The organism is Amycolatopsis eburnea, assembly GCF_003937945.1.
In the GTDB taxonomy this organism is placed as follows: Bacteria; Actinomycetota; Actinomycetes; order Mycobacteriales; family Pseudonocardiaceae; genus Amycolatopsis; species Amycolatopsis eburnea.
In genome coordinates, this window is sequence record NZ_RSEC01000036.1 from 895374 (window position 1) to 916127 (window position 20754).

Below are 20754 nucleotides of genomic sequence, written 5' to 3' on the forward strand. Positions count from 1 at the left end.
TGTACTAGCGCAGGGCTTCCTGGTTGACGCCTTCGCGTTCCAGGTAGCGGCCCTTGGTGTGCTCGCCGAAGCCGAACTGGCGGTACAGCCCGTGCGCGTCGGCGGTGTGCAGCATCCAGCGGAAGCCGGCGCCGGGCCCGTTGTCGATCATCTCCCGGACGAGTTCCTTGCCGAGGCCGGTGCCGCGGGCGGAGTCGACGACGAAGACGTCGGCCAGGTACGCCGAGCCGACGCCGTCGGAGAAGGCCCGCGCGAAGCCGACCTGCTCGGCGCCGCGGTAGGCGCCGACGACCCGCCACGAGCCGTCGATCGCGGCTTCGACCTGCTCGCGCGTGCGCCAGCGGCCCCAGTAGGCCTCGGTGGAGAGGAACTTCCACACCACGTCGAGGTCCAGCCGTGCCCGGTCGTCGTCCAGTTCGTATTCACCGAAGGTCCGCATGATCCGAAACTAAGCCCGGCGTCAACGCGGTTTCAGCAGGTAGTCCACGACGGGGCGCAGCTCGTCCGCGGACGGCGGCTCGTCGTCGATCAGGCCCTGGATCAGCAGCCCGTCGATACCCGCGAGGAACACCCGGAAGGCCACTTCGTCGTCGTGGCGGACCATCGACGTCAGCACGTCGAGCCAGCGCCGCGCGGCCGGGCGCAGCTCCGGCTTCCGCGCGGCCAGGAGGTACAGCTCGTACTCGGCCATCGTGCGCCCGCGCCGCGGGCCGAGCGCCTCGGCGAGCAGGCCGGCGACCTCCTCGGCGCCGCGCGAACCGCGTGACCGGGCCCGGTCGATCATCCAGTAGACCTCGGTCGCCATGTCGCGGGCGCACGAGATGAGGGTCGCGATCAGCAGGTCGTCGAGCGAGGAGAAGTGGTACGTCGTGGACGTCGTCGGCACGCCGGCCTCGGCCGCGACGGTCCGGTGGGTCACGCCCGCGACGCCGTCGCGCTCGATGATGCGCAGCGTGGCCTCGATGATCTCCGCGCGCCGCTTCTCTCCCCGCGCCTTCCGGCCGTCGACCTGCAGTTTCACGTCGAAGCACTCCCGATTTCGATCAGCACGACACCGCCGATGACCAGCGCCAGCCCGGCGATCATGGCCGCGTTGACCGGCTCCTTGAGGAACACGACGCCGACGATCGCGACCAGCGCGACGCCGGCCGCGGCCCAGATCGCGTAGGCGACGCCGATCGGCAGCCCCAGCTTGAGCACGTACGACAGGGCGACGAACGCGACGGCGTACCCGAGCACCACGACGATCGACGGCCCGAGCTTCGAGAAGCCCTCGGAGAGCTTCAGCGAGACCGTCGCGGAGACCTCGGCGGCGATCGCCAGCGCGAGGAGGAGGTACGCACCCATAGGGTGAAAACTACCTGAACGATCGTCCCAAAACAAAGAGCGACGTACACCACATCGGTGGGACTTAGCCCCACTCAACGGGTTACTCATCAGTAAGGAAGGTTAGTCTCCCGGCACCACCACAGTTTGATCCGGACGAAAGGCACCCGAACGATGGGCGCTCTGCAACTGACGCTCGGCGGGATCTCGGTCCTGCTCGGCGTCGTCGCCTGGGGAATGTTCGCCGCGACGATCGCGCGCTTCGTGCGCATCATCCGTCTCGGGCAGCCCGACTCGACGCGCAACGGGCCGTTCATCCCGCGGCTCAAGACGCTGATCAAGGAGTTCGCCGCGCACACGCGGATGAACCGCAAGCGCAGCGTCGGGCCGGCGCACTGGCTCGTGATGTGGGGCTTCCTGCTCGGCTCCCTCGCGCTGTTCGAGGCCTACGGCGAGGTCTTCGTCCCGAGCTGGGGCTGGCCGATCCTCGACGACTTCCCGCCGTTCCAGCTGCTCATGGAGCTGCTCGGGCTCGGCACGATCGTCGGCATCCTGGTGCTGATGGCGATCCGCCAGCGCAACCACCCGCGCCGCGCCGACCGCCAGAGCCGGTTCGCCGGCTCCAACTTCAAGTGGGCGTACTTCATCGAGGCCGTCGTCCTGATCGAGGGCATCGGCATCATCGGCGTCCGCGCCGCGAAGGCCGCGCTCGGCGCGCACGAGACGCCGACCTGGGCCGCCTTCGTCTCGAACCCGCTCGGCGAGCTGCTGCCGGCCAGCCCGAACCTGGTCACGGTGTTCGCGTTCGTCAAGCTGATGAGCGCCACGGTCTGGCTGATCGTGGTCGCGCGCACGATGACCATGGGCATCGCCTGGCACCGCTTCAGCGCGTTCTTCAACATCTACTTCAAGCGCGAGGCCGACGGCGGCGTCGCCCTCGGCGCGCTCAAGCCGATGATGAGCGGCGGCAAGGTCCTCGACCTCGAGGAAGCCGACCCCGACGAGGACACCTTCGGCGTCGGCAAGGTCGAGGACTTCAGCTGGAAGGGCTGGCTGGACTTCTCCACGTGCACCGAGTGCGGCCGCTGCCAGGAGCAGTGCCCCGCGTGGAACACGGGCAAGCCGCTGTCGCCGAAGCTGGTCATCACGCAGCTGCGCGACCACGCCTACGCGAAGGCGCCGTACCTGCTGGCCGGCGGCAAGCGCGACATGGCGGGCGACGAGGTCGGCCTGTCCGGCGACAACATGTACGCCGGGATCGACGTCCTCGCGATCGCCGAGTCGCAGAAAGCGCTGGTCGGCGACGACGGCGGCGTCATCGACCCCGACGTCCTGTGGTCCTGCACCAGCTGCGGTGCCTGCGTCGAGCAGTGCCCGGTCGACATCGAGCACGTCGACCACATCGTCGACATGCGCCGCTACCAGGTGATGATCGAGTCGTCGTTCCCCAGCGAGCTGAACGGCATGTTCAAGAACCTGGAGAACAAGGGCAACCCGTGGGGCCAGAACGCCAAGGACCGGCTGGCCTGGACCGAGGACCTCGACTTCGAGGTGCCGGTGTTCGACGGCGACCTGGAAGACGCGGAGTACCTGTTCTGGGTCGGCTGCGCCGGCGCGTTCGAGGACCGCGCGAAGAAGACGACGCGCGCGGTCGCCGAGCTGCTGCACATGGCCGACGTGAAGTACAAGGTGCTGGGCTCGGAGGAGTCCTGCACCGGCGACCCGGCCCGCCGCGCGGGCAACGAGTTCCTGTTCCAGATGCTGGCGCAGCAGAACGTCGAGATCCTGAACTCGGTGTTCGAGGGACGTGAGCGGAAGGCGCGCAAGGTCGTCGTGACCTGCGCGCACTGCTTCAACACCCTCGCCAACGAGTACCCGGAGCTGGGCGGCCAGTTCGACGTCGTGCACCACACGCAGCTGCTCAACCGCCTGGTGCGGGAGAAGCAGCTGGTGCCGGTGGCGCCGGTCGCCGAGGACGTCACCTACCACGACCCGTGCTACCTCGGCCGCCACAACAAGGTGTACGAGGCGCCGCGCGAGCTGGTCGGCGCGACCGGCGCGCGGCTGCGCGAGATGCCGCGGCACGGCGACAAGTCGATGTGCTGCGGTGCCGGCGGCGCGCGGATGTGGATGGAAGAGAAGATCGGCAAGCGGATCAACGTCGAGCGCGTCGACGAGGCGCTCGGCACCGCGCCGTCGAAGATCGCGACCGGCTGCCCGTTCTGCAAGGTGATGCTGAACGACGGCCTGACCGCCCGGCAAAGCGACGGCAGCGCGAGCGAGAAGGTCGAGATCGTCGACGTCGCGCAGATGCTGCTCGAGTCGGTCAAGCGCAAGCCGGCCGCGAAGCCGCTACCGACCGGAGCGCCTTCGCTCGCAAAAGAGTGACGAAACATTTCGTACACGGCCCCGGCCAGGAACTCCCTGGTCGGGGCCGATTGCATTGCGCGATTTCCGGCGCGGTAATCGTTTTCCTGAAAGTTGTTCATGAAATTCACCGAAATGGCCCATCAGGTGGAGGACAAACGAAGACCTGAACCCTGGACAGCGGGCGTATCCTGACGTTTCCTTCGCCGCCGCCGATGCCAGCGAAGGCTTCCTTTCGACGATCACGGAAACAGGGGGCGGCCACGTATGAGCGAGGACCGGAGCACCACGACCGGGCGACACGCTCTCCGCACCTACATCGACGACATGGACGTCCGGTTCCCCGGCGCCGGTGCCCAGGACCCCGTGCCCGCCCAGCGGACGCTCGTGCGCCCGTACGTCCTGACCCGCGGCCGCACGCAGTCGCGCCGGCACCTGGCGATCGAAGCGCTCGTCTCGACGCGCGCCGGCGCCCACTGGAACGGCGCCCGGCTGAGCGGCGAGTTCCGCTCGGTCCGCACGCTCTGCTCCCGCCCGCGCTCGGTCGCCGAGGTCGCGGCCACGCTGAGCGTGCCGCTCGGCGTCGTCCGCGTGCTGCTGGACGACATGGCCGAGCAGGGCCTGGTCACCATCCACGACAACCGGGTCAACGCCGAGGGCCGCCCGGCGGTGGCGCTGATGGAGCGCGTTCTGCACGGCTTGCGCAGCCTCTGAGCATTACGCTCACCGAGTGACCGAGGAAACCGAGAACTCCGGTGGCGAAAGCACTCTGACCGTCCTGCTCGCCGGCGGGGTGAACCTGGCGATCGCCGTCATGAAGCTGATCGCGGGCATCATCACCGGCTCGGGCGCGATGCTCTCCGAAGCGGCCCACTCGGTGGCCGACACGTTCACCGAAGTCCTGCTGCTGACCGCGTTGAAACGTTCCGACCGCCCGGCCGACCGCGTGCACCCCTTCGGCTACGGCAAGGAGCGCTACTTCTGGTCGCTGCTCGCGGCGGTGTCGATCTTCGCGTCCGGCTCGATGTTCGCGCTCTACGAGGGCGTGTCGACGCTGCTCGGCCACGGCGAAGCGCAGAGCACGTCGATCCTCAGCTACATCGTGCTCGCGGTGGCGTTCCTGCTCGAGGGCACGTCGTGGGTGCAGGCGGTGCGCCAGACCGTGCGGGAGTCCAAGGCCGAGAGCCGGTCGTTCTGGACCTACCTCCGCCTGATCGACGACCCGACGCCGAAGACCGTGCTGTTCGAGGACTCCGCGGCGCTGATCGGCCTGCTGGTCGCGTTCGCCGGCATCGGGCTGCACCAGCTCACCGGCTCGGAGGTCTGGGACGGCGTCGCGTCGATCGTCATCGGCGTGCTGCTCGCGTTCGTCGCCTACCTGCTCGGGCGGACGAACCGCGGCCTGCTCATCGGCCGCCAGGCCAGCCCGGAAATCGTCCGCGGCGTCCGCGACCACCTCTCGGCCGCGCCGGAGATCGAAGCCGTCGTGGACCTGCAGACCATGCTGATGGGCACCGACCAGGTCCTCGTCTGCACCCGCGTCGACTTCGACGACGCACTGGGCGCCGGCGACGTCGAACGCGCGTGCGTCCGGCTGGCGGGCGAGCTGACCGAGTCGTTCAACGACGTCACCGAGGTGTTCATCGAGCCGGTGCCGCGGACGGATCCCGACCTGCGCGCGACGGTGCTGGCGCGCTACGGCGACATCGCGGAGCGGTGGAACACCCCGTAGCTCAGTACCCGAAGTCCTGGACCCAGTAGTTGCCCGCCTTGGTGAAGCCGACGCCGAGCTTCTTGAGGGTGCAGTTCAGGATGTTCGCGCGGTGGCCCTCGGAGTTCATCCAGGCGTCCATGACCTGCGCCGCGGACGTCTGGCCCTTCGCGATGTTCTCCGCGCCCGGCTTCGAGTAGCCGGCGATCTTGATGCGCTGGTCGAACGTGGTGCCGTCCGGGCTGGTGTGCGAGAAGAAGTCGCCGGCCGACATCTGGTCGCTGTAGTCCTGCGCGGCCTTGGTCAGGTGCGATTCCTCGGTCAGCGGGTCGCAGCCCGCCTTCGCGCGCTCGTCGTTGACCAGGTCGAGGACCTGGCCGGCGACGGTCGACGCGACCTTGGCCGCGGACTTGGTGGTCGGCGGCGGCGCCTCCGACGTCGTCGGCTGCGGGGGCGCGGAGGTCTCGGTCGGGGCAGGCGCGGCGCTGGACGTCGTCGGAGCCGGGTCGGCGGGGGCGGGCTCGGCCGGCTTCGCGGGCTGGGTCCGGCCGCCGGCGAGGTCGGTGCCGCTGCCGCCACCGGATCCGGCGGGCGCGTTGGGGAGCACGAGCGCCGCGGCGCCGAGCTCGGCGGTGTTTCCTTCCGCGGTGGCCAGCCAAGTGCCGGTCGCGGCGGAAAAAACGCCGAGCAGCACACTGAGTGACACCATCACCACGCGAGCACGTTCACCAAGGGGGGACACGGCGCAGGAACGTATCACGGGACGATTACGGCGAGAACCTGCTAACGCACTGATCACATTTCTTCGGCCGCGCTCGTCGGCGACGGGCAGGAATTCCGCGGCAATCGGACGCTCCCGCGTTACTCCGTTCAGCCGCCTCGCACGACGAACGTCGCGTCGCCGGACGCCGACACCGGGCGGCCGGTCGAGTCCAGCCCGGTCGCGGTCGCCCTGCTCGTGAAGCCCTGTTTTCCGGCGACAACCGTGCAGGTGTAGGTGATTTCCGCATCCACGGCCAGGTCCGGCGAGGTGTGCCCGCACGACGGCGTGTGGTCGTCGGCGACGGACACGGCGGTCAGCGGCACGTCACCGGTGTTCTTGACCAACACGGAAAAGGTGACGATGTCGCCTTCCCGGACTTCGTACGGCGTCGCGTCCTTCATCACCGCGATTTCGGGGTGGACGACGTCGACTTTCGCTTCCGCCGACGATTGCACGGAGCGACCGGTCGGATCCGTTCCGGTCACTTCCGCGGAGCCGGTGAAATCGTCGTCGGGCGCTTTCCTGGTGCAGGTGTACGTCTGGGTCGCACCGGCGGACAGGCGGTCGAACGCCTTCGCGCACGGCTGATCGTCCACAACGGACACCCCGGTCAGCGCGACGTCGCCGGTGTTGTGCACGACGATGGTGAACGTGACGTCGTCGCCCGCGCGCACCGTCGCGGGCTTCGCGTCCTTCGTCAGCTTCAGCGCCGGGTGGATGACGTCGACCTCGTCGCTGTCCGCCGCGGTGACCGGCGGGCCGACGGGGGCGTCCGCCGTGGCTTTCGCGGTGCTGACGACGTCGTCGGCCGGGGCGGTCGTGGTGCAGTCGAACTTCTGCGCGGCGCCCGCTTCCAGCTTGTCGAACGCCTTCGCGCACGGCCCTTCGACCCGCACCGCGGTCAGCGGGCCGTCGCCGGTGTTGGTGACGGTGATCGTCGAGGTCACCGTGTCGCCCGGGTGGAAGGGGCCGCCGTGGACGTCCTGCGCGATCGCGAGTCCGGGGTGCAGCACGGTGTACGCCGCGTCGTCGGTGGCGCTGACCTGGCGGTTCGTCGGATCGGTTCCCGTCGCGGTGGCCGAGCTCGCGAAATTGTCGGTGCCGGCGGTTACCTTGCAGGAGTGGCGCTGGGAGGCGCCGGGGAGGAGGGTGCCGATGGACTGAGCGCACTCCGGCGTGCGGCTGTCCACAATGGACACGTCGGCCAGTGGCACGTCACCGGTGTTCGCGACGACGAGGGTGAACGTCACGGTGTCGCCTTGCCTGACCTGCGCGGGCGCCGCGTCGTTCGTGATCGTGACCGCGGGGTGGATGACCTTGACCGAGACCTCGGCGGTGGCGGTCACCGGACGGTTCGTGGCGTCGGTACCGGTCGCCTTCGCGGTGGCCGTGAAGTCGGCGTCGCCGGCGATCTCGGTGCAGCTGTAAGTCTGCTTCGCCTGTGGTTCCAGCGTTCCCAGTGACTTGGTGCAGTCCGGGGCGAGCTGGTCGGCCACCGAAACTTCCCGCAGCGAGCTGTCGCCGGTGTTCGTGACGGTGATCGTCGAGGTCACGGTGTCGCCTCGGCGGACCACCTTCGGGTCGGCGGTCCTCGTGATCGCGATGGCCGGGTGGACGACGTCCACGGCGGCGACGGCGGAGGCGGTGACGTCCGGGCCGGTCGGTGGGGTGGCGCTCACCCGCACGGTGCGGGTGACGTCGTCGGCCGGGGCGGTGGCGGTGCAGCCGAACTCGCGGGTGCCGCCGGGCTCGAGGGCCCCGTCGATCACCTGGGTGCAGCCGGTGGCTCGCGCGGTTTGTGCGTCCGTGACGTGGAGGCCGGTGAGCGGCACGTCGCCGGTGTTGCGCACGGTGATCCGGAACGGCACGGTGTCGCCCTCGCGGAACGGGCCGCCGGTGACGTCCGCGGTGAGCGTGACGGCGGGGTGCTGCACGGCGAACGCGGCTTCGGCGCTCGCCGTGACCGGCCGGGCGGTCGGATCGGTGCCGGTCACCACCGGCTTGTTCGTGAAGCCGGCGGCGGCCGCGACGGTGGTGCACGTGGAGGTCTGCGTGGCCTGCGGCTGGAGCGTCCCGAGGGACTTCGCGCAGGCGGCGACCTGGTCGTCCGCGACCGCGACGCCGGTGAGCGGCACGTCGCCGGTGTTGGTGGCGGTGATCGTCCAGGTCACCGTGTCGCCTTCGCGGACCTGCGCGGGCGCGGCCTTCGCGGCGAGCGCGACGGCGGGGTGGATGACGTCGACGACGGCGTCGTCGGTGACCTTCACCGTGCCGCCGAGCTGGTCCTTGGCGGTCGCGGTGGCCGTGTTGGCGAAGTCGTCGGCCGGGGCGGGCGCGGTGCAGGTGTACGTCTGCTTGCCCTGCGGTGGCAGCGCGCCGATCGCCTTGGCGCAGGCCGGGGTCCGGTCGTCGGCGACGGCGACGTCGGTCAGCGGCCCGTCGCCCGCGTTGGCCACGGTGATCGTGAAGGTCACCGGGTCGCCGGGGCGGGCGACGGCCGGGGCGGCGTCCTTCGCGAGCGTCAGCGCCGGGGTGATCACCGTGACGGTGGCCGGCGCGGTGGCGATCACCGGCCGGCCGCTGAGGTCGGTGCCGGTGGCGGTCGCGTGGGACGTCGTCGTGCGGGACGGGTTCGCCGTGCACGTGTACGTCTGCGTCGCACCCGCGGCCAGGCCGCCGGGAAACGCGCGCGAGCACGACGTCGTCGTGTCGTCGGTGACGGTGACCGGCGCCAGCGGGCTGTCGCCGGTGTTGTGCACGGTGACGGTCCAGGTGACGGGGTCGCCGGCGTGGATCACCGGCGGGTTCGCGGTCTTGGTGAGCTCGACGGCGGGCGCGATCGTGGGCGCGGGTGTGTCCGCGGTGGCCGTGACCTGCTTGCCGAGCTCGTCGGTGGCCGTGGCGGTCGCGGTGGTGACGCCGTCGGCGATCGGGGCCTGCGCCGTGCACTCCCACGTCCGGCTCGCGCCGGGAGCGAGCGCGCCGGGCGGCGACTGCGCGCACGAAGGCATCTTCGGGTCGGTGACCCGGAGGCCGCTGAGCGTGGTGTCGCCGGTGTTCACGGCTTTGACCGTGAACGTCGCGGTGTCGCCGGCGCGGTAGGCGGGCCGGTCGGCAGTCGTCGTGAGGCCGAGCGCCGGGTGCAGGACGTCGACGTGGGCGGCGGCGACGCCGTCGAGGGGGTCGCCGAGCGCGCTCGTGCCGGTCGCCTTGGCTTCGTTCGTGAAGTCGTCGGCCGGGGCGGGTCCGGTGCAGGTGTAGTTGACCGTCTGCCCCGGGGCGAGCGTGCCGAGTGGCTTCGCACACGCCGGGACGGCGTCGGCCGACACCTGCACGCCGGTCGCCGGGACCCCGCCCGGGTTGGTGACCGCGACGGCGAACGTCACCGGGTCGCCGGCGTGCGCCTTGGGCTGGGTCGCGCGCAGGGCGACCTGGAGTTCGGGCACCGGCACCGAGAACGCGAGGTTCTGCGCGAGGTAGGCGTCGCCGCTGGTGACGAAGCCGAGCTTCGCGCTGGTCGCGCCGGCGGCGACGCGGTCGACGTTGAACGCCTTCGCGTCGACGCTGAAGTTGTTCTTCGCGGCCGGGGCGGCCGCGTTGTCGGCGTTCGAGACGAAGAAGTCGGACGTGCCGCCGGTCGCGGGTTCGGCGGCCGGCGCGCCGTCGACGAGGAACTGGTCGCCGGAGGCACCCCAGTCGCCGTCGTAGGCGGTGACGCCGAGGTGCGCGTCGGCGGCCGCGGCGCGGAAGCCGGTGATCGCCGTCTCCGCGGCCGGGGCGCCGGCGGTCTGGTGGACGTGCCCGTCGTAGACGACGACCTTGCGCTTGTTCGGCGCGAAGTCCACGTTGCGCTCGGGGTAGGCGTAGACGAGGGCGATCGACCACCCGCCGACGCAGTCGAAACCCTTGGCGGCCCAGACGTTCCCGACCGTCAGGTCCAGCGGTGCTCCGGTCGGGGCGCCCGCGAACCGGTCGGTCACGTCGGCGTGCGCCGAGTAGTAGCCCGCGTCTTCGGCGTACCCCGAAGGCGCGAGGTCGACGGGCTTCGCGCTGCCGACGGAAAGCCGGACGTTCTGCTTCGCGGGCGTACCGGGCGGCGACACGGCGCTCTTGCACGTCGTGCTGCCCGCCCAGTTCAGCCGGGCGAACGCGATCTTCGCGCCCGGCGGGATGCTCACCGACGCGCCGGCCGAGTCGAAGGTGCCCGGATCGGCGTCGATGTCGGCCCACTGCAGGAAGAAGTCGTCGTTGGTCAGGGTGTCCTTGCGGTCCGCGGCGTTCGCGCAGGCCGCGGGCGTGGCGGCCGGGCCCGACGTCGGCGCGTGGTCGGCGGCGACCGGACAGCGGAGAACGCCGTTGCCCGCGTACAGGAAGTCGCCGTAGACGACGGCGTCGTAGCCCACCGCGAACGGCGGGGCCGCGGTCGCGCTCGCCGACGGCACCACGGCCGAAGCCAGGAAGACCAGTGCCAGCACCACAACCAGGCGAAGCGGTCTTTCGGGCAACGGCACTCCTCGCCACCTCCGGGGCCGAGACGACCTTGGGAGCCTGGCACGAGCGCCGGGTTTACGCCTTCGAACTCACTCGTTCGTGGATCCGGTGAGGTTCGCCGTCGACTCGTGGGTGAGGGTCGTCGCCGCCTCGACGAAACCGATGATCGTCCGGAGTTCGTCGTCGGTGTAGCGGTCGCAAAGCTCGTACATGCCCTTGACCAGGTGGTCCCACAGGTGCACGCCGCTCGCGATGGCCTGCTCGTCCAGCGCGATCAGCACCCGGCGGCGGTCGTCGGGGTGCGGGCGGCGGTCGACGATGCCCTTGCGCTCCAGCCGGTCGATCATCGCCGTCACGGAGGCGGGCGCGAGCCCGGACAGGCGCGCGAGCTCCTTCGGCGTCTGCGGGCCGAAGCGCGCGAGGTAGTCGAGGACCTTGCTCTCCACCGCCGACAGCCCGCGGGTCTCGGAGATCGCCGTGTGGAACATGACCGTCTCGGTCGACAGCTCCCGCGACCTGAGCAGGACTTTCTCGACCAGCTGCGCACGCTCGCTTGACACGGGCCTCAGCCTAGCGCACTCTTTAGTTCGACAGAACGAATTAGTTTCTAAGAGATTCGAGGGGACGAACGAGATGACACGGGCACTGATCATCGGGGGCGGCATCGCGGGCACGATCACGGCCATCGCCCTGCACGAGGCCGGGCACGAGCCGGTGCTGTTCGAGGCGTACGACCGCGGCGCGGAAGGCGTCGGCGCGTTCCTGACCCTGGCGGTGAACGGCCTGGACGCCCTGCTCCCGCTGGGCCTGAAGGACGTCGTCCGGCGCACGGGCTTCGACTCGCCGCGGATGTCGATCGGGCTCGGCGACGGCACCCGGCTCGCCGAATTCTCCTTGGGCGGCGCGCTGCCGGACGGCACCGTGAGCCAGACCGTGCTGCGCTCCGAGCTCTACGTCGCCCTGCGCGACGAGGCCGCGCGGCGCGGCATCCACGCCGGGTACGGCAAGCGCCTGATCGGCGCGAGCCAGACGGACACGCACGTCAGAGCCGACTTCTCCGACGGCTCGCACGCCGAGGGCGACCTCCTGATCGGCGCCGACGGCCTCCGCTCGCGGGTCCGCACGGTCATCGACCCGGACGCGCCGTCGCCACGGTACGTCCCCTTGCTGAACACCGGCGGGTTCGCCGAAGGACTGGCGCTGCCGGACGAGCCCGGGGTGCTGAACATGGTGTTCGGCAAGCGAGTCTTCTTCTGCCACGTCGTGAGCCCGGACGGCCGCGTCTGGTGGTTCGCGAACCCGGCCCGCAAGACCGAGCCGACCGCGTCCGAACTGGCCGGGCTCGCCGGGGAGAAGCTGCGCGCCGAACTCCTGGACCTGGTGTCCCGCGACCGGACGCCGGCCACCGAGATCATCCGCGCCACGCGGGAGCTCTACCCGGCGTGGCCGACGTACGACTTCCCGTCGGTCCCGGTCTGGCACCGCGGCCGCATGGTGATCATCGGCGACGCGGCGCACGCGACGTCACCGGCGGCCGGCCAGGGCGCGTCGATGGCCATCGAAGACGCCGTCACGCTGGCCAAGTGCCTCCGCGACGTGCCGGAGGTCCCGCACGCCCTCGCCACCTACGAGGGCCTGCGGCGCGAGCGCGTCGAAGCGGTCGTCGCGGCCGGCAAGCGCAACGGCGAGCAGAAGGTGATCGGCCCGGTCGGCCGCGTGGTGCGCGACTTCTTCATCAAGCGGGCGTTCTCGAAGCCGTTCGACGAGGACCCGAACGCCTTCATGTGGGACCACCGCATCGACTGGAACGCGAAGGTCGCGGCCTAGCGCCAGGTGTCGACGCGGTGGAAGTTCTTGTACGCCCGGCTCGGGGTCGGGCCGCGCTGCCCCTGGTAGCGGGACCCGGCTTCGGTGGAGCCGTACGGGTGCTCGGCCGCGCTCGACAGGCGGAAGATGCAGAGCTGGCCGATCTTCATGCCCGGCCAGAGCGTGATCGGCAGGTTGGCGACGTTCGACAGCTCGAGCGTGATGTGCCCGGAGAAGCCGGGGTCGATGAACCCGGCGGTCGAGTGCGTGAGCAGCCCGAGGCGCCCGAGCGAGGACTTGCCCTCGAGGCGGCCGGCCAGGTCGTCGGCGAGGGTGACGAGCTCGTAGGTCGACCCGAGGACGAACTCGCCCGGGTGCAGCACGAAGGGTTCATCGCCCTCCTTCTCGACCAGCGACGTCAGCTCGTCTTGCTGCAGCTGCGGGTCGATGTGCGTGTACTTGCTGTTGTCGAAGACGCGGAAGAACCGGTCGAGCCGGACGTCGATGCTGGACGGCTGGACCATGCCGGCATCGAAGGGGTCGATGCCGAGCCGGCCGGCGTCGAGCTCTTTGCGGAGGTCACGGTCACTGAGCAGCACGCCCGGCAGCCTATCCGGTGGACTCAGGCCACCCGCATGTGCTGCGCGTAGGAGGTATCGGGCGCGAAGATCTTCTCGAGCCGCTTCACGTACCCACGGCGTCCCGCGCGCCCGATCCGTTCCTGCAGCGCGGTGGCCCCGGGGATGAACCGCCGCACGGTCTCGGCGGCGAAGTTGACCCCGGCCACCGCGACGATCGCGGCCTGCGCCACGGGATCGTTCGGCAGCTCGAGGAAGTCGGCGTTGGTCTTCCCGAGCACGAGCCTGCTGATCGACGAGTGCACGGCGACGGAAACGTGCGACAGGACCTTCCCGACCGCCCCGCGCCCCTCTCCGACGGCGGCGTTGGCCTCGACGAGCGCCTTGGCGAGCCGCTTGGAGTCGTCGTCCGGGATGAACTCGGTGGCGGCGAGCAGCCACAGCAGGCGCCAGGCGTCTTCTTCGGACGTGGGCAGCAGCTCGTCGTCGACGCCCATGAGCCAGCCGATGTACCGCCAGAGGTGCAGAATGTCGCCGCGCTCGCGGGCGGAGTACCGGAGGCCGAGCAGCTGCGTGCCGAAGACGTAGACGAGCGAGAAGAGCAGCAGCGTCCCGGCGGTCTGCACCTGGTTGACGGGCCGGTCCCACGCCTCGTAGTCCCAGTCGTCCCGCCCGTTCATGGCGGCGCGCACGTGGGCGTGCACGAGCCGGATCCGCAGCGCGGAGGCGTACCCCTTCTCCCCGTGCTTGAGCGACCCGGGCGTGGTGACGTCGATCCACCAGGTGGCGGTCTCGACGAGCCGCCGCGTGGCCTTGTACTCGATCTCCCCGGTCCCGACCAGCGCTTTCGTCGCCCGGGACGCGAGGTAGCCGCCCATCAGCGACATGTCCCCGAGCGGGAAGAGCCCCAGCAACCCGGCCCGCGTGATGGCCCGCGCCCCGCGCTCGAGCCGCTCGTCGTCGACCCAGTACGGCTTGGCGTCGACCTGCTCGAAGAACTCCTTGAGCGGCCCGGCCGCGACCGGACCACCGCGCAGCGCGTCCTCGAAGAGCCGCCGCCCCTGCCCCTTCGGCTGCCGCGCCATCCACGCGACGACGTCGTCGGCGAGCCGGTCCTGCACCTGCGCGAACTCCCGCAGCCGCGCCACCTGCCGCTCGTCCCCCCGGATGTCCCCGTCGATGAACAGCCGCGCCGCGAGCCGGAACCCACCCTGGCGGAACAGCTCGGGCTCCTCCATGCTCACCTCCGAGGTCGACAACAAGTGTTGTCACTTGACGCGCCGACGTCAAGGAGGGAGGGGTCTGGACAAGGGGATCACGCCGCCGTGTATGCTGGCGACGCACTGCGGATGTAGTTCAATGGTAGAACATCAGCTTCCCAAGCTGAATACGCGGGTTCGATTCCCGTCATCCGCTCTCACCGGAACCCCGGGCATTCCGCCCGGGGTTTTCGCTTTCCAGCCGAGCCCGCAATTCCGCCGCGTGCGCCTCCGGCAATCCCGTTTCCACCGCCCGTTCCAACGCCGCGAAAGCCGACGGCGAACCCAAGCGGTGCAACAACTCCGCGCGCGAAGCGTGCCACCACGGGTAATCCGCCAAATCCGGCAACGCGTCCACCAATGCCAGGACCGCCGACGGTCCATCGCGTTCCGCGACCGCGGCCGCGCGGTTCAAGCGGACCACCGGGGTGTCCTGGATCGACAACAGCACGTCGTACCAGGAAATCACCGCGTCCCAGTTCGTCTCCGCGTACGACGGCGCCAGGTCGTGGCACGCCGCGATCGCCGCCTGGACCACGTACGGGTTGGGGACCGCCGGGGTTCGGCGCAGGCCCACGCCGACCAGCTCGACGCCCTCCTTGATCAGCTCGAAGTCCCACGTCGAACGGTCCTGGTCGGCCAGCAGCACCGGCACGTCCCCGGCGAACCGGGCCGGGCGGCGGGCGTCCTGCAACAACACCAAGGCCAACAAGCCCAGCGCCGTCGGCTCGTCCGGCATCAGCGACGCCAGCAACCGGGCCAGCCGGACGGCCTCGTCGAGCAGGGAAACGCGGCCCGTGTAGCCCTCGTTGAAGATCAAGTACACCGTCGACGCCACGCCGGACAGGCGCAGGGGCAGCTCCGAAGCCGCGGGCACCCGGTACGGGATCCGCGCCTGGGCGATCTTCTGCTTCGCGCGCGTCAGGCGCTTCGCCATCGTCGCTTCGGGGACCAGGAGCCCGCGAGCCACCTCCGCGGTCGACAAACCGCCAAGGGTCCGAAGCGCCAAAGCCACCTGGGCGTCCAGCGACAACGCCGGGTGGCAGCACGTGAACACCAGCCGCAGGAGGTCGTCGCGGACCGAAACCGGGTCGGGGAACGGGTCGATGGCCGGCATCGCGTCCACCTCCTTCCCGAGGCGCTTCGCTTCGCGGCGGACGACGTCGACCGCGCGGCGGCGGGCCGCCACCAGGAGCCAGGCGCGGGGGTTGGCGGGGACGCCGTCGCGCGGCCACGTCTCCAGCGCGCGCACGACGGCGTCCTGGACCGCGTCCTCGGCCAGGTCGACGCTGCCGGTGACGCGGACCAGCGTGGCCAGCACCCGGGTGCCCTCGTCCCGGACCAGCCGCGCGACCGCGTCCCCGGCGTCGGTCACTTGCCGAAGTCGACGACCGGCCGGACCTCGATCGCGCCGTCCCAGGCGCCCGGGATCTGCGCCGCGACCTTGACGGCTTCGTCGAGGTCGGCGCATTCGAGCAGGTAGAAGCCGGTCAGGGCTTCCTTGGTCTCCGCGTACGGGCCGTCGCTGGTGACGATGTCGCCGCCCTTGCCGCCGGTGACGCGGACCGTCGTCGCGGTCGCCGTCGGGTACAGCGCCGCGCCGCCGCGGATGACGGCCTGCGCGGCCGCGCCGAACTCGTTGTAGTCCTCCAGCAACGGGGCGGCCTCGGGCTTGGTCGGGTCGACGTCGGAGGCGTAGATGAACGCGGCGTACTGGGGCATGGCTGCTCCTCACAGGTCCTCAACCGGCGCCGATCGCCGGCTCTCACTGTAAGGACGAACGGCGCCGGCGTCGCCGGGACAACCGCGCCGGACTTTTTTCTCAGCCCTCGACGAGCTCCCACTCGGCGTCCGGGGTGGCGCGGTCGTAGACCTGGCCGGGCGCGGCCTTCAGCACCGTGCGGACGTCCGGGTACAGGTTCGCGACGTGCTCCAGTTCCAGGCCTTCGACCTCGAAGTCCTCCGCTTCCGGGACCTCGAACCCGACGAACAGCCACGTGCCGTCCGGCTCGCGGACGACCTGGCGGACCGCGCGCAGCGGCTGCTGCGGACCCGTCGGGATCTCCGTCAAGCCGCTGCTGATCTGGGCTTCGTCGTCCGGCGAGCCTTCGAACTCCCACGCCGCGCGCCGCTGGGCCAGCAGCCGGATGTCCTCGTCTTCGTCGTCCGAACCGGTCACCGACGACAGCAGCCAGGTGCGGCGCTCGGGGTCCCAGTCGGCGGCCATGCCCGTCGGGAGGCCGGCCAGCGCGCCCAGCTGGGGCAGCAGCTCGACGGCTTCGCGCAGCGACATCTTCCCGAAGCTTTCGCGGTTGACCACCACGTCGTCCGACAGCTCGGTGCCGTCGCTGATGAAGAAGTCGTCCTCGTCGTCCAGTACGACGAAACCCAGCGCGTCCGGGTCGTTGACCAGAGCCAGTGCGATGATCACCGGCGCTTCCGGGTCCTGGCGCAGCGGCCATGCGGTCGACATGCGCAACATCCCACCATCGGCGCGGTGCGGGCGGGGAGCCGGGGTCACCCGATCGACTAATTCATCGGTTGTTGATTATTTCCCCGAGCGGGACCACCATGGGGCCATGGTGCTCTCCAAGCGAGTCGCCCGCTTCAACCGCGTCGCGACCAACCAGGTCCTCAAGCACGTCGCCGGCTGGGCCCCCGGCTTCGCCATCGTCGTCCACAAGGGACGGAAGTCCGGCCGCGAGTTCCGCACGCCGGTCAACGTCTTCCGCACGAAGGACGGCTTCGTCGTCGCGCTGACCTACGGGCCCGCCGCCGACTGGGTGAAGAACGTGCTCGCCGCCGGCCGCTGCACGCTCGTCTTCCGGCGGAAAAATGTCGGCGTGCACGGCGCCGAGCTCGTGCATGATGAGTCGCGGCAGGCCATGCCGGTGCCGATCCGGCAGGTGCTCGGCCTGCTGGACGTCCACGACTTCCTGCTGCTGAAGCGGGACTAGGGGGAGAAGTGCTCGAAGGCGAACTCGTCCGGCTGCGCGCGCTCGAGCCGGAGGACGCCGACAAGATCCACGGCTGGGTGCACGACCCCGAAGTCGGCCGGTGGATGGTCAACGACCACCCGCGCTCGCTCGCACAACTCCGCAAGAAAGCCGAAGAACGCCCGGTCAACAGCTACGAGCTCGTCGTCCTCGGCATCGAGGCCGACGGCAAGCTCATCGGCATCGTCGACCTCCGGGACGCCGTGCCCGAGATCGGCAACGCCGAACTGGACATCTACATCGGCGACGCCGACTACCGCAACGGCGGCGGCTACGGCACCGAAGCCCTGCGCCTGATGTGCCGCTACGGCTTCAACTCCATGCGGCTGCACATGATCACGCTCTGGGTGGTCGCCGAGAACGAGCGCGCGCGGCACGTCTACCGCAAGGTCGGGTTCGCCGAGGACGGCCGCCACCGCGAGGCGTTCGTCGCGGCCGACGGCCGGCGGCACGACATGATCCTGATGAGCATGCTCAAGGGCGAACTCAAGTGGTGAGCCGCCGGGGTGCCCGCAGCCGCCACGCCTCTTCGAGCAGCTCGCGCAGCTGATCGACGTCGACCTTGTCGAGGTCGACGATCACCATTCCGTGCCCGTCGTAGTGCGGGGTCGTGAAGAAGGCCGCGTCGCCGGAATCCAGCAACGCGGCCTTCTCGTCGAGCCCGCACAGCACGACCAGGCCGCCCTCGGCCTCGGTGCGCAGCCGCGCGAACCCCTTGCCCGCCACCTTCAGCGCGGGCGTGCGGTACCAGGTCGACGCCTCGACCTCGGGGAGTCCCGAGGCCAGGCGGACGACTTCTTCCCAAGTCGGCATGGGTCCATTGTCGACCCGGCGTCTTGGAAAAAGCGGACCTACGGCAGGCGGGTGATCCGGTCCGCCGCGGGCGGGGCCAGGTTCGGGTGGGCGCCGAGGTACGCGATGAACGCGTCCAGGTCCACCGGTCCGCCGGCCAGGTTGGTGCCCTTGGTGAACTCGGTGAAGCCGTCCCCGCCGGCGGCGAGGAAGTTGTTCACCGAAACGCGGTACGACGCCGCCGGGTCGACCGGCGTGCCGTTGACCGTGATGTTCGAGACCCGCGAGCCCTGCGGCGCGGCCGCCGAGTAGCTGTAGTGCAGCGAGCTCGAGATCTGCAGGATGCGCGTGGTCGTGCCCTGCCACTGCTGCTCGAGCACGTTCTTCAGGTTCGCGCCGGTCAGCGTGATCGTCTGCATGATGTTCGCGAACGGCTGGACGGTGAACGCCTCGCCGTAGGTCACCACGCCGTCGCCCTCGTTGTTCGCCGAGGACTTGTAGGTCAGGTCGGCGCGGATGCCGCCCGGGTTGGTGATGGCGATGACGGCGTTGTTCGACTGCGTGCCCGCGAGCTGCGCGTCGGCGATGACGTCGCCGAGCGAGGACTCACCGGCCGCGTTGCCCGCCGCCGGCAGGTCCGCGGCGATGGTGCCGACCTGCTTGTTCGCGATCGGCGCGGCCTTGGTCTTGGCGTCGGCGACCAGCGCCGCCACGGCCGGGTCCGGCGTGACCGTGCGCGTCACGATCTCGTTGTGCGCCTTGGTCTGCGCCCGGACGACGTCGCGCGTCTTCAGGTCGATCTTCAGGTCCACCACGGACAGCAGGCGGCCGAAGGACGAGCCCTGGATGACCGTGCGCGGCTGGCCGGCGGGGTCGTTGATGACGCAGTTGTACTGCTGGTGGCTGTGCCCGGTGAAGATCGCGTCGACCTTCGGGGTCACCGCCTTGGCGATCGCGGTGGCCGGGCCCGGCAGGGTCTTGCAGTCGTTCGGGCCGGTGGCCTCGGTGTTGTCGCCCTGGTGCAGCAGCACGACCTGCGACTTGACGCCGAAGAAGTCGAGCAGGTTCGCGGTGCGGTTGATCGCCTCGACCTCGTCGCCGAACTTGAGGCCCTTGATGGCCTCTGGCGTGACGACGGTCGGCAGGTCCTTCAGCGTCGCGCCGATGACGCCGATCGGCACGCCGCCTTCGAACTTGACGGTGAACGGCAACAACGCGGGCAGGCCGTTGGTGAAGTACACATTGGACCCGAGGAACGGGAACTTCGCACCCTTGAAGGTGCTTTCGAACTGGCACCCGTCGGTCGGGTGGCAGCCGCCGGACTGCATCCGTTGCAGTTCCTGGTACCCCTCGTCGAACTCGTGGTTGCCGACGACGGACGCGCTCACCCCGAGCTGGTTCAGGAAGTCGATGGTCGGCTCGTCGTGGAACAGCGCCGAGATCACCGGCGACGCGCCGACGTTGTCACCGGCGGACAGCACGAGCGAGTTCTTCACCTGCGAACGCAGTTCCTTGACGTGCGTCGCCAGGTAAGCGGCGCCACCGGCGTCCACAGTGGTCCCGTCGGACTGCACGACCCGGCCGCTGGAGCCGGACGGCGGCTCGAGGTTCCCGTGGAAGTCGTTGAACGTGATGATCCGGACGTCGGTGGTGGGGTCCGGACGCTGACCGGCGAACGCGGGTGCGGTGGTCACCGCCGTCGTCGCCAGTGCGGCCGCGGCGCAGACCGCGAGCCGGGTTGAAAGCCTCATGCGTGTGTTTCCTCCGATTTCGCGCCCAAGGTCCCCGAACGGGCGCACGGCGGAGGATTCTGCCTCGCGGACGAGTCAGCTACCAGGGTCAAAAGACGGACGTAAAGCGAATGTCACCTAACGGCTTCCGTCGAGCAGCACCCGCGCGACGAGCGCCGGGTCGTCGTTCATCGGCACGTGGCCGCAGCCGGGCAGCAGCTTGAACGTCCCTTCGGGAGCGACCTTCCGCAGGTCGGCGACGCGCGGGCGGGCGAGGATCCGGTCGTGCGCGGCCCACGCGATGGTCACCGGGACGCCGGTGACCGGGCCGGTGAAGCGGAAGTCCCCACGCGACTGCGCGGCGGTCGGCTCGAAGCCGGGCGCGGTCGCGAGCGCGTGCGCGTCCTCGACGACGGCGTCCGGGGTCAGCAGCGCCGGCTTCCCGACGATCATCCCGGTCAGCGCCGTGCGGCCGGCCGCGGTCGCGGCGATGCGGCGCACGACGTGCGGCGGCGTGCGCTGGGCGAGCGCGCGGTGGGCCTTGAGCGCGGCGATCGCGTACACCTTCTGCGTCCGGTTCCACAGCCCGGCGGGCGACAACGCCGTGACGCTGCGGACGAGCCCGGCCTGGCCGAGCGCCAGCGACAGCAGCCCGCCGAGCGAGTTGCCCGCGACGTGCGGCCGGTCGAGCCCGAGGTCGGTGAAGAGCTGCTTGAAGAGCACCAGCGCGGGCTCGATGCCGTACCCGTTCGACGGCTCGGGCGACTCGCCGAAGCCGGGCAGGTCGACGGCGATGACGTCGCGGTGCGGCGTGAGCAGCGGCACCACCGGCGCCCAAGCCTGGCGGCGGTGGCCGATGCCGTGGATCAGCACCAGCGGTTCGCCGGTGCCCGCGCGGTCGTAGACGACGTCGTCCATTACCCGAGGGTAAGTTG

20 protein-coding genes and 1 tRNA gene are annotated in these 20754 nt (G+C 70.4%); 7 read left to right on the forward strand and 14 right to left on the reverse strand.

Features of this window, described 5'->3' with window-relative positions:
* Positions 1–4: 4 nt before the first annotated feature.
* From EIY87_RS16935 to EIY87_RS16945, 3 genes are read right to left on the reverse strand one after another with little or no spacing between them, the layout of a single operon-like run.
* On the reverse strand, positions 5–439 hold the full coding sequence (locus EIY87_RS16935) for a GNAT family N-acetyltransferase (RefSeq protein ID WP_125309007.1): 435 nt from the start codon (positions 437–439) through the stop codon (positions 5–7).
* Between the two features lie 21 nt (positions 440–460).
* The gene (locus tag EIY87_RS16940; protein ID WP_086864339.1) at positions 461–1021 is read right to left on the reverse strand and encodes a TetR/AcrR family transcriptional regulator; all 561 of its coding nucleotides are present in this window, start codon (positions 1019–1021) and stop codon (positions 461–463) included.
* Complete coding sequence (locus tag EIY87_RS16945) at positions 1018–1347, reverse strand: DMT family transporter (protein WP_125309009.1); 330 nt, start codon at positions 1345–1347, stop codon at positions 1018–1020. The genes EIY87_RS16940 and EIY87_RS16945 overlap by 4 nt, the downstream gene beginning before the upstream one ends.
* A gap of 153 nt (positions 1348–1500) precedes the next feature.
* Between EIY87_RS16945 and EIY87_RS16950 the strand changes: the two genes are divergently transcribed.
* From EIY87_RS16950 to EIY87_RS16960, 3 genes are all read left to right on the forward strand, one after another.
* Entirely contained in the window at positions 1501–3714 is a 2214-nt protein-coding gene (locus tag EIY87_RS16950) for a (Fe-S)-binding protein (protein ID WP_125309012.1), read from the forward strand.
* A 246-nt stretch (positions 3715–3960) separates the two neighbouring features.
* Positions 3961–4407 carry a DUF742 domain-containing protein gene (locus EIY87_RS16955; RefSeq protein ID WP_125309015.1) on the forward strand — a complete coding sequence of 149 codons (447 nt, stop codon included), beginning with the start codon at positions 3961–3963 and terminating at the stop codon, positions 4405–4407.
* A 16-nt stretch (positions 4408–4423) separates the two neighbouring features.
* Positions 4424–5425 carry a cation diffusion facilitator family transporter gene (locus EIY87_RS16960; protein ID WP_125309017.1) on the forward strand — a complete coding sequence of 334 codons (1002 nt, stop codon included), beginning with the start codon at positions 4424–4426 and terminating at the stop codon, positions 5423–5425.
* Between the two features lies 1 nt (position 5426).
* Here EIY87_RS16960 and EIY87_RS16965 read toward each other — a convergent pair whose 3' ends face one another.
* From EIY87_RS16965 to EIY87_RS16975, 3 genes are all read right to left on the reverse strand, one after another.
* Positions 5427–6119, reverse strand: coding sequence for a CAP domain-containing protein (locus EIY87_RS16965; RefSeq protein WP_125309019.1), 693 nt, complete (start codon positions 6117–6119; stop codon positions 5427–5429).
* 155 nt (positions 6120–6274) lie between these two features.
* Positions 6275–10672, reverse strand: a complete 4398-nt coding sequence (locus tag EIY87_RS16970; protein WP_225439907.1) for a DUF7507 domain-containing protein — start codon at positions 10670–10672, stop codon at positions 6275–6277.
* Positions 10673–10747: 75 nt separating this feature from the next.
* Positions 10748–11218 carry a MarR family transcriptional regulator gene (locus EIY87_RS16975; RefSeq protein WP_125309021.1) on the reverse strand — a complete coding sequence of 157 codons (471 nt, stop codon included), beginning with the start codon at positions 11216–11218 and terminating at the stop codon, positions 10748–10750.
* Between the two features lie 73 nt (positions 11219–11291).
* Here EIY87_RS16975 and EIY87_RS16980 point away from each other — a divergent pair, with 73 nt between their 5' ends.
* Positions 11292–12485, forward strand: a complete 1194-nt coding sequence (locus tag EIY87_RS16980; RefSeq protein ID WP_125309023.1) for an FAD-dependent oxidoreductase — start codon at positions 11292–11294, stop codon at positions 12483–12485.
* On the opposite strand, the gene dcd is transcribed toward EIY87_RS16980, so the two are convergent.
* Together dcd and EIY87_RS16990 are read right to left on the reverse strand one after the other, a co-directional pair.
* Complete coding sequence (dcd, locus tag EIY87_RS16985; RefSeq protein WP_086865668.1) at positions 12482–13063, reverse strand: dCTP deaminase; 582 nt, start codon at positions 13061–13063, stop codon at positions 12482–12484. The two genes, EIY87_RS16980 and dcd, sit on opposite strands and share 4 nt — an antisense overlap.
* 23 nt (positions 13064–13086) lie before the next feature.
* Positions 13087–14280 carry an oxygenase MpaB family protein gene (locus tag EIY87_RS16990; protein ID WP_125309026.1) on the reverse strand — a complete coding sequence of 398 codons (1194 nt, stop codon included), beginning with the start codon at positions 14278–14280 and terminating at the stop codon, positions 13087–13089.
* 107 nt (positions 14281–14387) lie between these two features.
* Between EIY87_RS16990 and EIY87_RS16995 the strand changes: the two genes are divergently transcribed.
* A tRNA-Gly gene (locus EIY87_RS16995) sits at positions 14388–14458 on the forward strand.
* Here the strand turns inward: EIY87_RS16995 and EIY87_RS17000 are convergent.
* From EIY87_RS17000 to EIY87_RS17010, 3 genes are all read right to left on the reverse strand, one after another.
* A complete protein-coding gene (locus tag EIY87_RS17000; protein WP_125309028.1) occupies positions 14450–15676 on the reverse strand; it encodes an RNA polymerase sigma factor in 1227 nt (408 codons plus the stop codon). The genes EIY87_RS16995 and EIY87_RS17000 overlap by 9 nt on opposite strands.
* Positions 15673–16023 carry a YciI family protein gene (locus EIY87_RS17005; protein WP_125309031.1) on the reverse strand — a complete coding sequence of 117 codons (351 nt, stop codon included), beginning with the start codon at positions 16021–16023 and terminating at the stop codon, positions 15673–15675. The genes EIY87_RS17000 and EIY87_RS17005 overlap by 4 nt, the downstream gene beginning before the upstream one ends.
* Positions 16024–16123: 100 nt before the next feature.
* A complete protein-coding gene (locus EIY87_RS17010) occupies positions 16124–16774 on the reverse strand; it encodes a hypothetical protein (RefSeq protein WP_125309034.1) in 651 nt (216 codons plus the stop codon).
* 106 nt (positions 16775–16880) lie between these two features.
* Here EIY87_RS17010 and EIY87_RS17015 point away from each other — a divergent pair, with 106 nt between their 5' ends.
* Together EIY87_RS17015 and EIY87_RS17020 are read left to right on the forward strand one after the other, a co-directional pair.
* A complete protein-coding gene (locus EIY87_RS17015) occupies positions 16881–17258 on the forward strand; it encodes a nitroreductase family deazaflavin-dependent oxidoreductase (protein ID WP_125309037.1) in 378 nt (125 codons plus the stop codon).
* 8 nt (positions 17259–17266) lie between these two features.
* The gene (locus EIY87_RS17020) at positions 17267–17794 is read left to right on the forward strand and encodes a GNAT family N-acetyltransferase (RefSeq protein ID WP_125309039.1); all 528 of its coding nucleotides are present in this window, start codon (positions 17267–17269) and stop codon (positions 17792–17794) included.
* On the opposite strand, the gene EIY87_RS17025 is transcribed toward EIY87_RS17020, so the two are convergent.
* From EIY87_RS17025 to EIY87_RS17035, 3 genes are all read right to left on the reverse strand, one after another.
* Complete coding sequence (locus tag EIY87_RS17025; RefSeq protein ID WP_125309042.1) at positions 17784–18110, reverse strand: MmcQ/YjbR family DNA-binding protein; 327 nt, start codon at positions 18108–18110, stop codon at positions 17784–17786. The two genes, EIY87_RS17020 and EIY87_RS17025, sit on opposite strands and share 11 nt — an antisense overlap.
* Positions 18111–18148: 38 nt before the next feature.
* Positions 18149–19840 carry a bifunctional metallophosphatase/5'-nucleotidase gene (locus EIY87_RS17030; protein ID WP_125309044.1) on the reverse strand — a complete coding sequence of 564 codons (1692 nt, stop codon included), beginning with the start codon at positions 19838–19840 and terminating at the stop codon, positions 18149–18151.
* A gap of 117 nt (positions 19841–19957) precedes the next feature.
* A complete protein-coding gene (locus EIY87_RS17035) occupies positions 19958–20737 on the reverse strand; it encodes an alpha/beta fold hydrolase (protein ID WP_125309046.1) in 780 nt (259 codons plus the stop codon).
* Positions 20738–20754 lie beyond the last annotated feature (17 nt).

Coding starts and splice junctions, on each gene's coding strand:
- EIY87_RS16935 (WP_125309007.1), bottom strand. CDS start 439: ATGCGGACCTTCGGTGAATACGAACTGGACGACGACCGGGCACGGCTG.
- EIY87_RS16945 (WP_125309009.1), bottom strand. CDS start 1,347: ATGGGTGCGTACCTCCTCCTCGCGCTGGCGATCGCCGCCGAGGTCTCC.
- EIY87_RS16950 (WP_125309012.1), top strand. CDS start 1,501: ATGGGCGCTCTGCAACTGACGCTCGGCGGGATCTCGGTCCTGCTCGGC.
- EIY87_RS16955 (WP_125309015.1), top strand. CDS start 3,961: ATGAGCGAGGACCGGAGCACCACGACCGGGCGACACGCTCTCCGCACC.
- EIY87_RS16980 (WP_125309023.1), top strand. CDS start 11,292: ATGACACGGGCACTGATCATCGGGGGCGGCATCGCGGGCACGATCACG.
- EIY87_RS16990 (WP_125309026.1), bottom strand. CDS start 14,280: ATGGAGGAGCCCGAGCTGTTCCGCCAGGGTGGGTTCCGGCTCGCGGCG.
- EIY87_RS17005 (WP_125309031.1), bottom strand. CDS start 16,023: ATGCCCCAGTACGCCGCGTTCATCTACGCCTCCGACGTCGACCCGACC.
- EIY87_RS17010 (WP_125309034.1), bottom strand. CDS start 16,774: ATGTCGACCGCATGGCCGCTGCGCCAGGACCCGGAAGCGCCGGTGATC.
- EIY87_RS17015 (WP_125309037.1), top strand. CDS start 16,881: ATGGTGCTCTCCAAGCGAGTCGCCCGCTTCAACCGCGTCGCGACCAAC.
- EIY87_RS17025 (WP_125309042.1), bottom strand. CDS start 18,110: ATGCCGACTTGGGAAGAAGTCGTCCGCCTGGCCTCGGGACTCCCCGAG.
- EIY87_RS17030 (WP_125309044.1), bottom strand. CDS start 19,840: ATGAGGCTTTCAACCCGGCTCGCGGTCTGCGCCGCGGCCGCACTGGCG.
- EIY87_RS17035 (WP_125309046.1), bottom strand. CDS start 20,737: ATGGACGACGTCGTCTACGACCGCGCGGGCACCGGCGAACCGCTGGTG.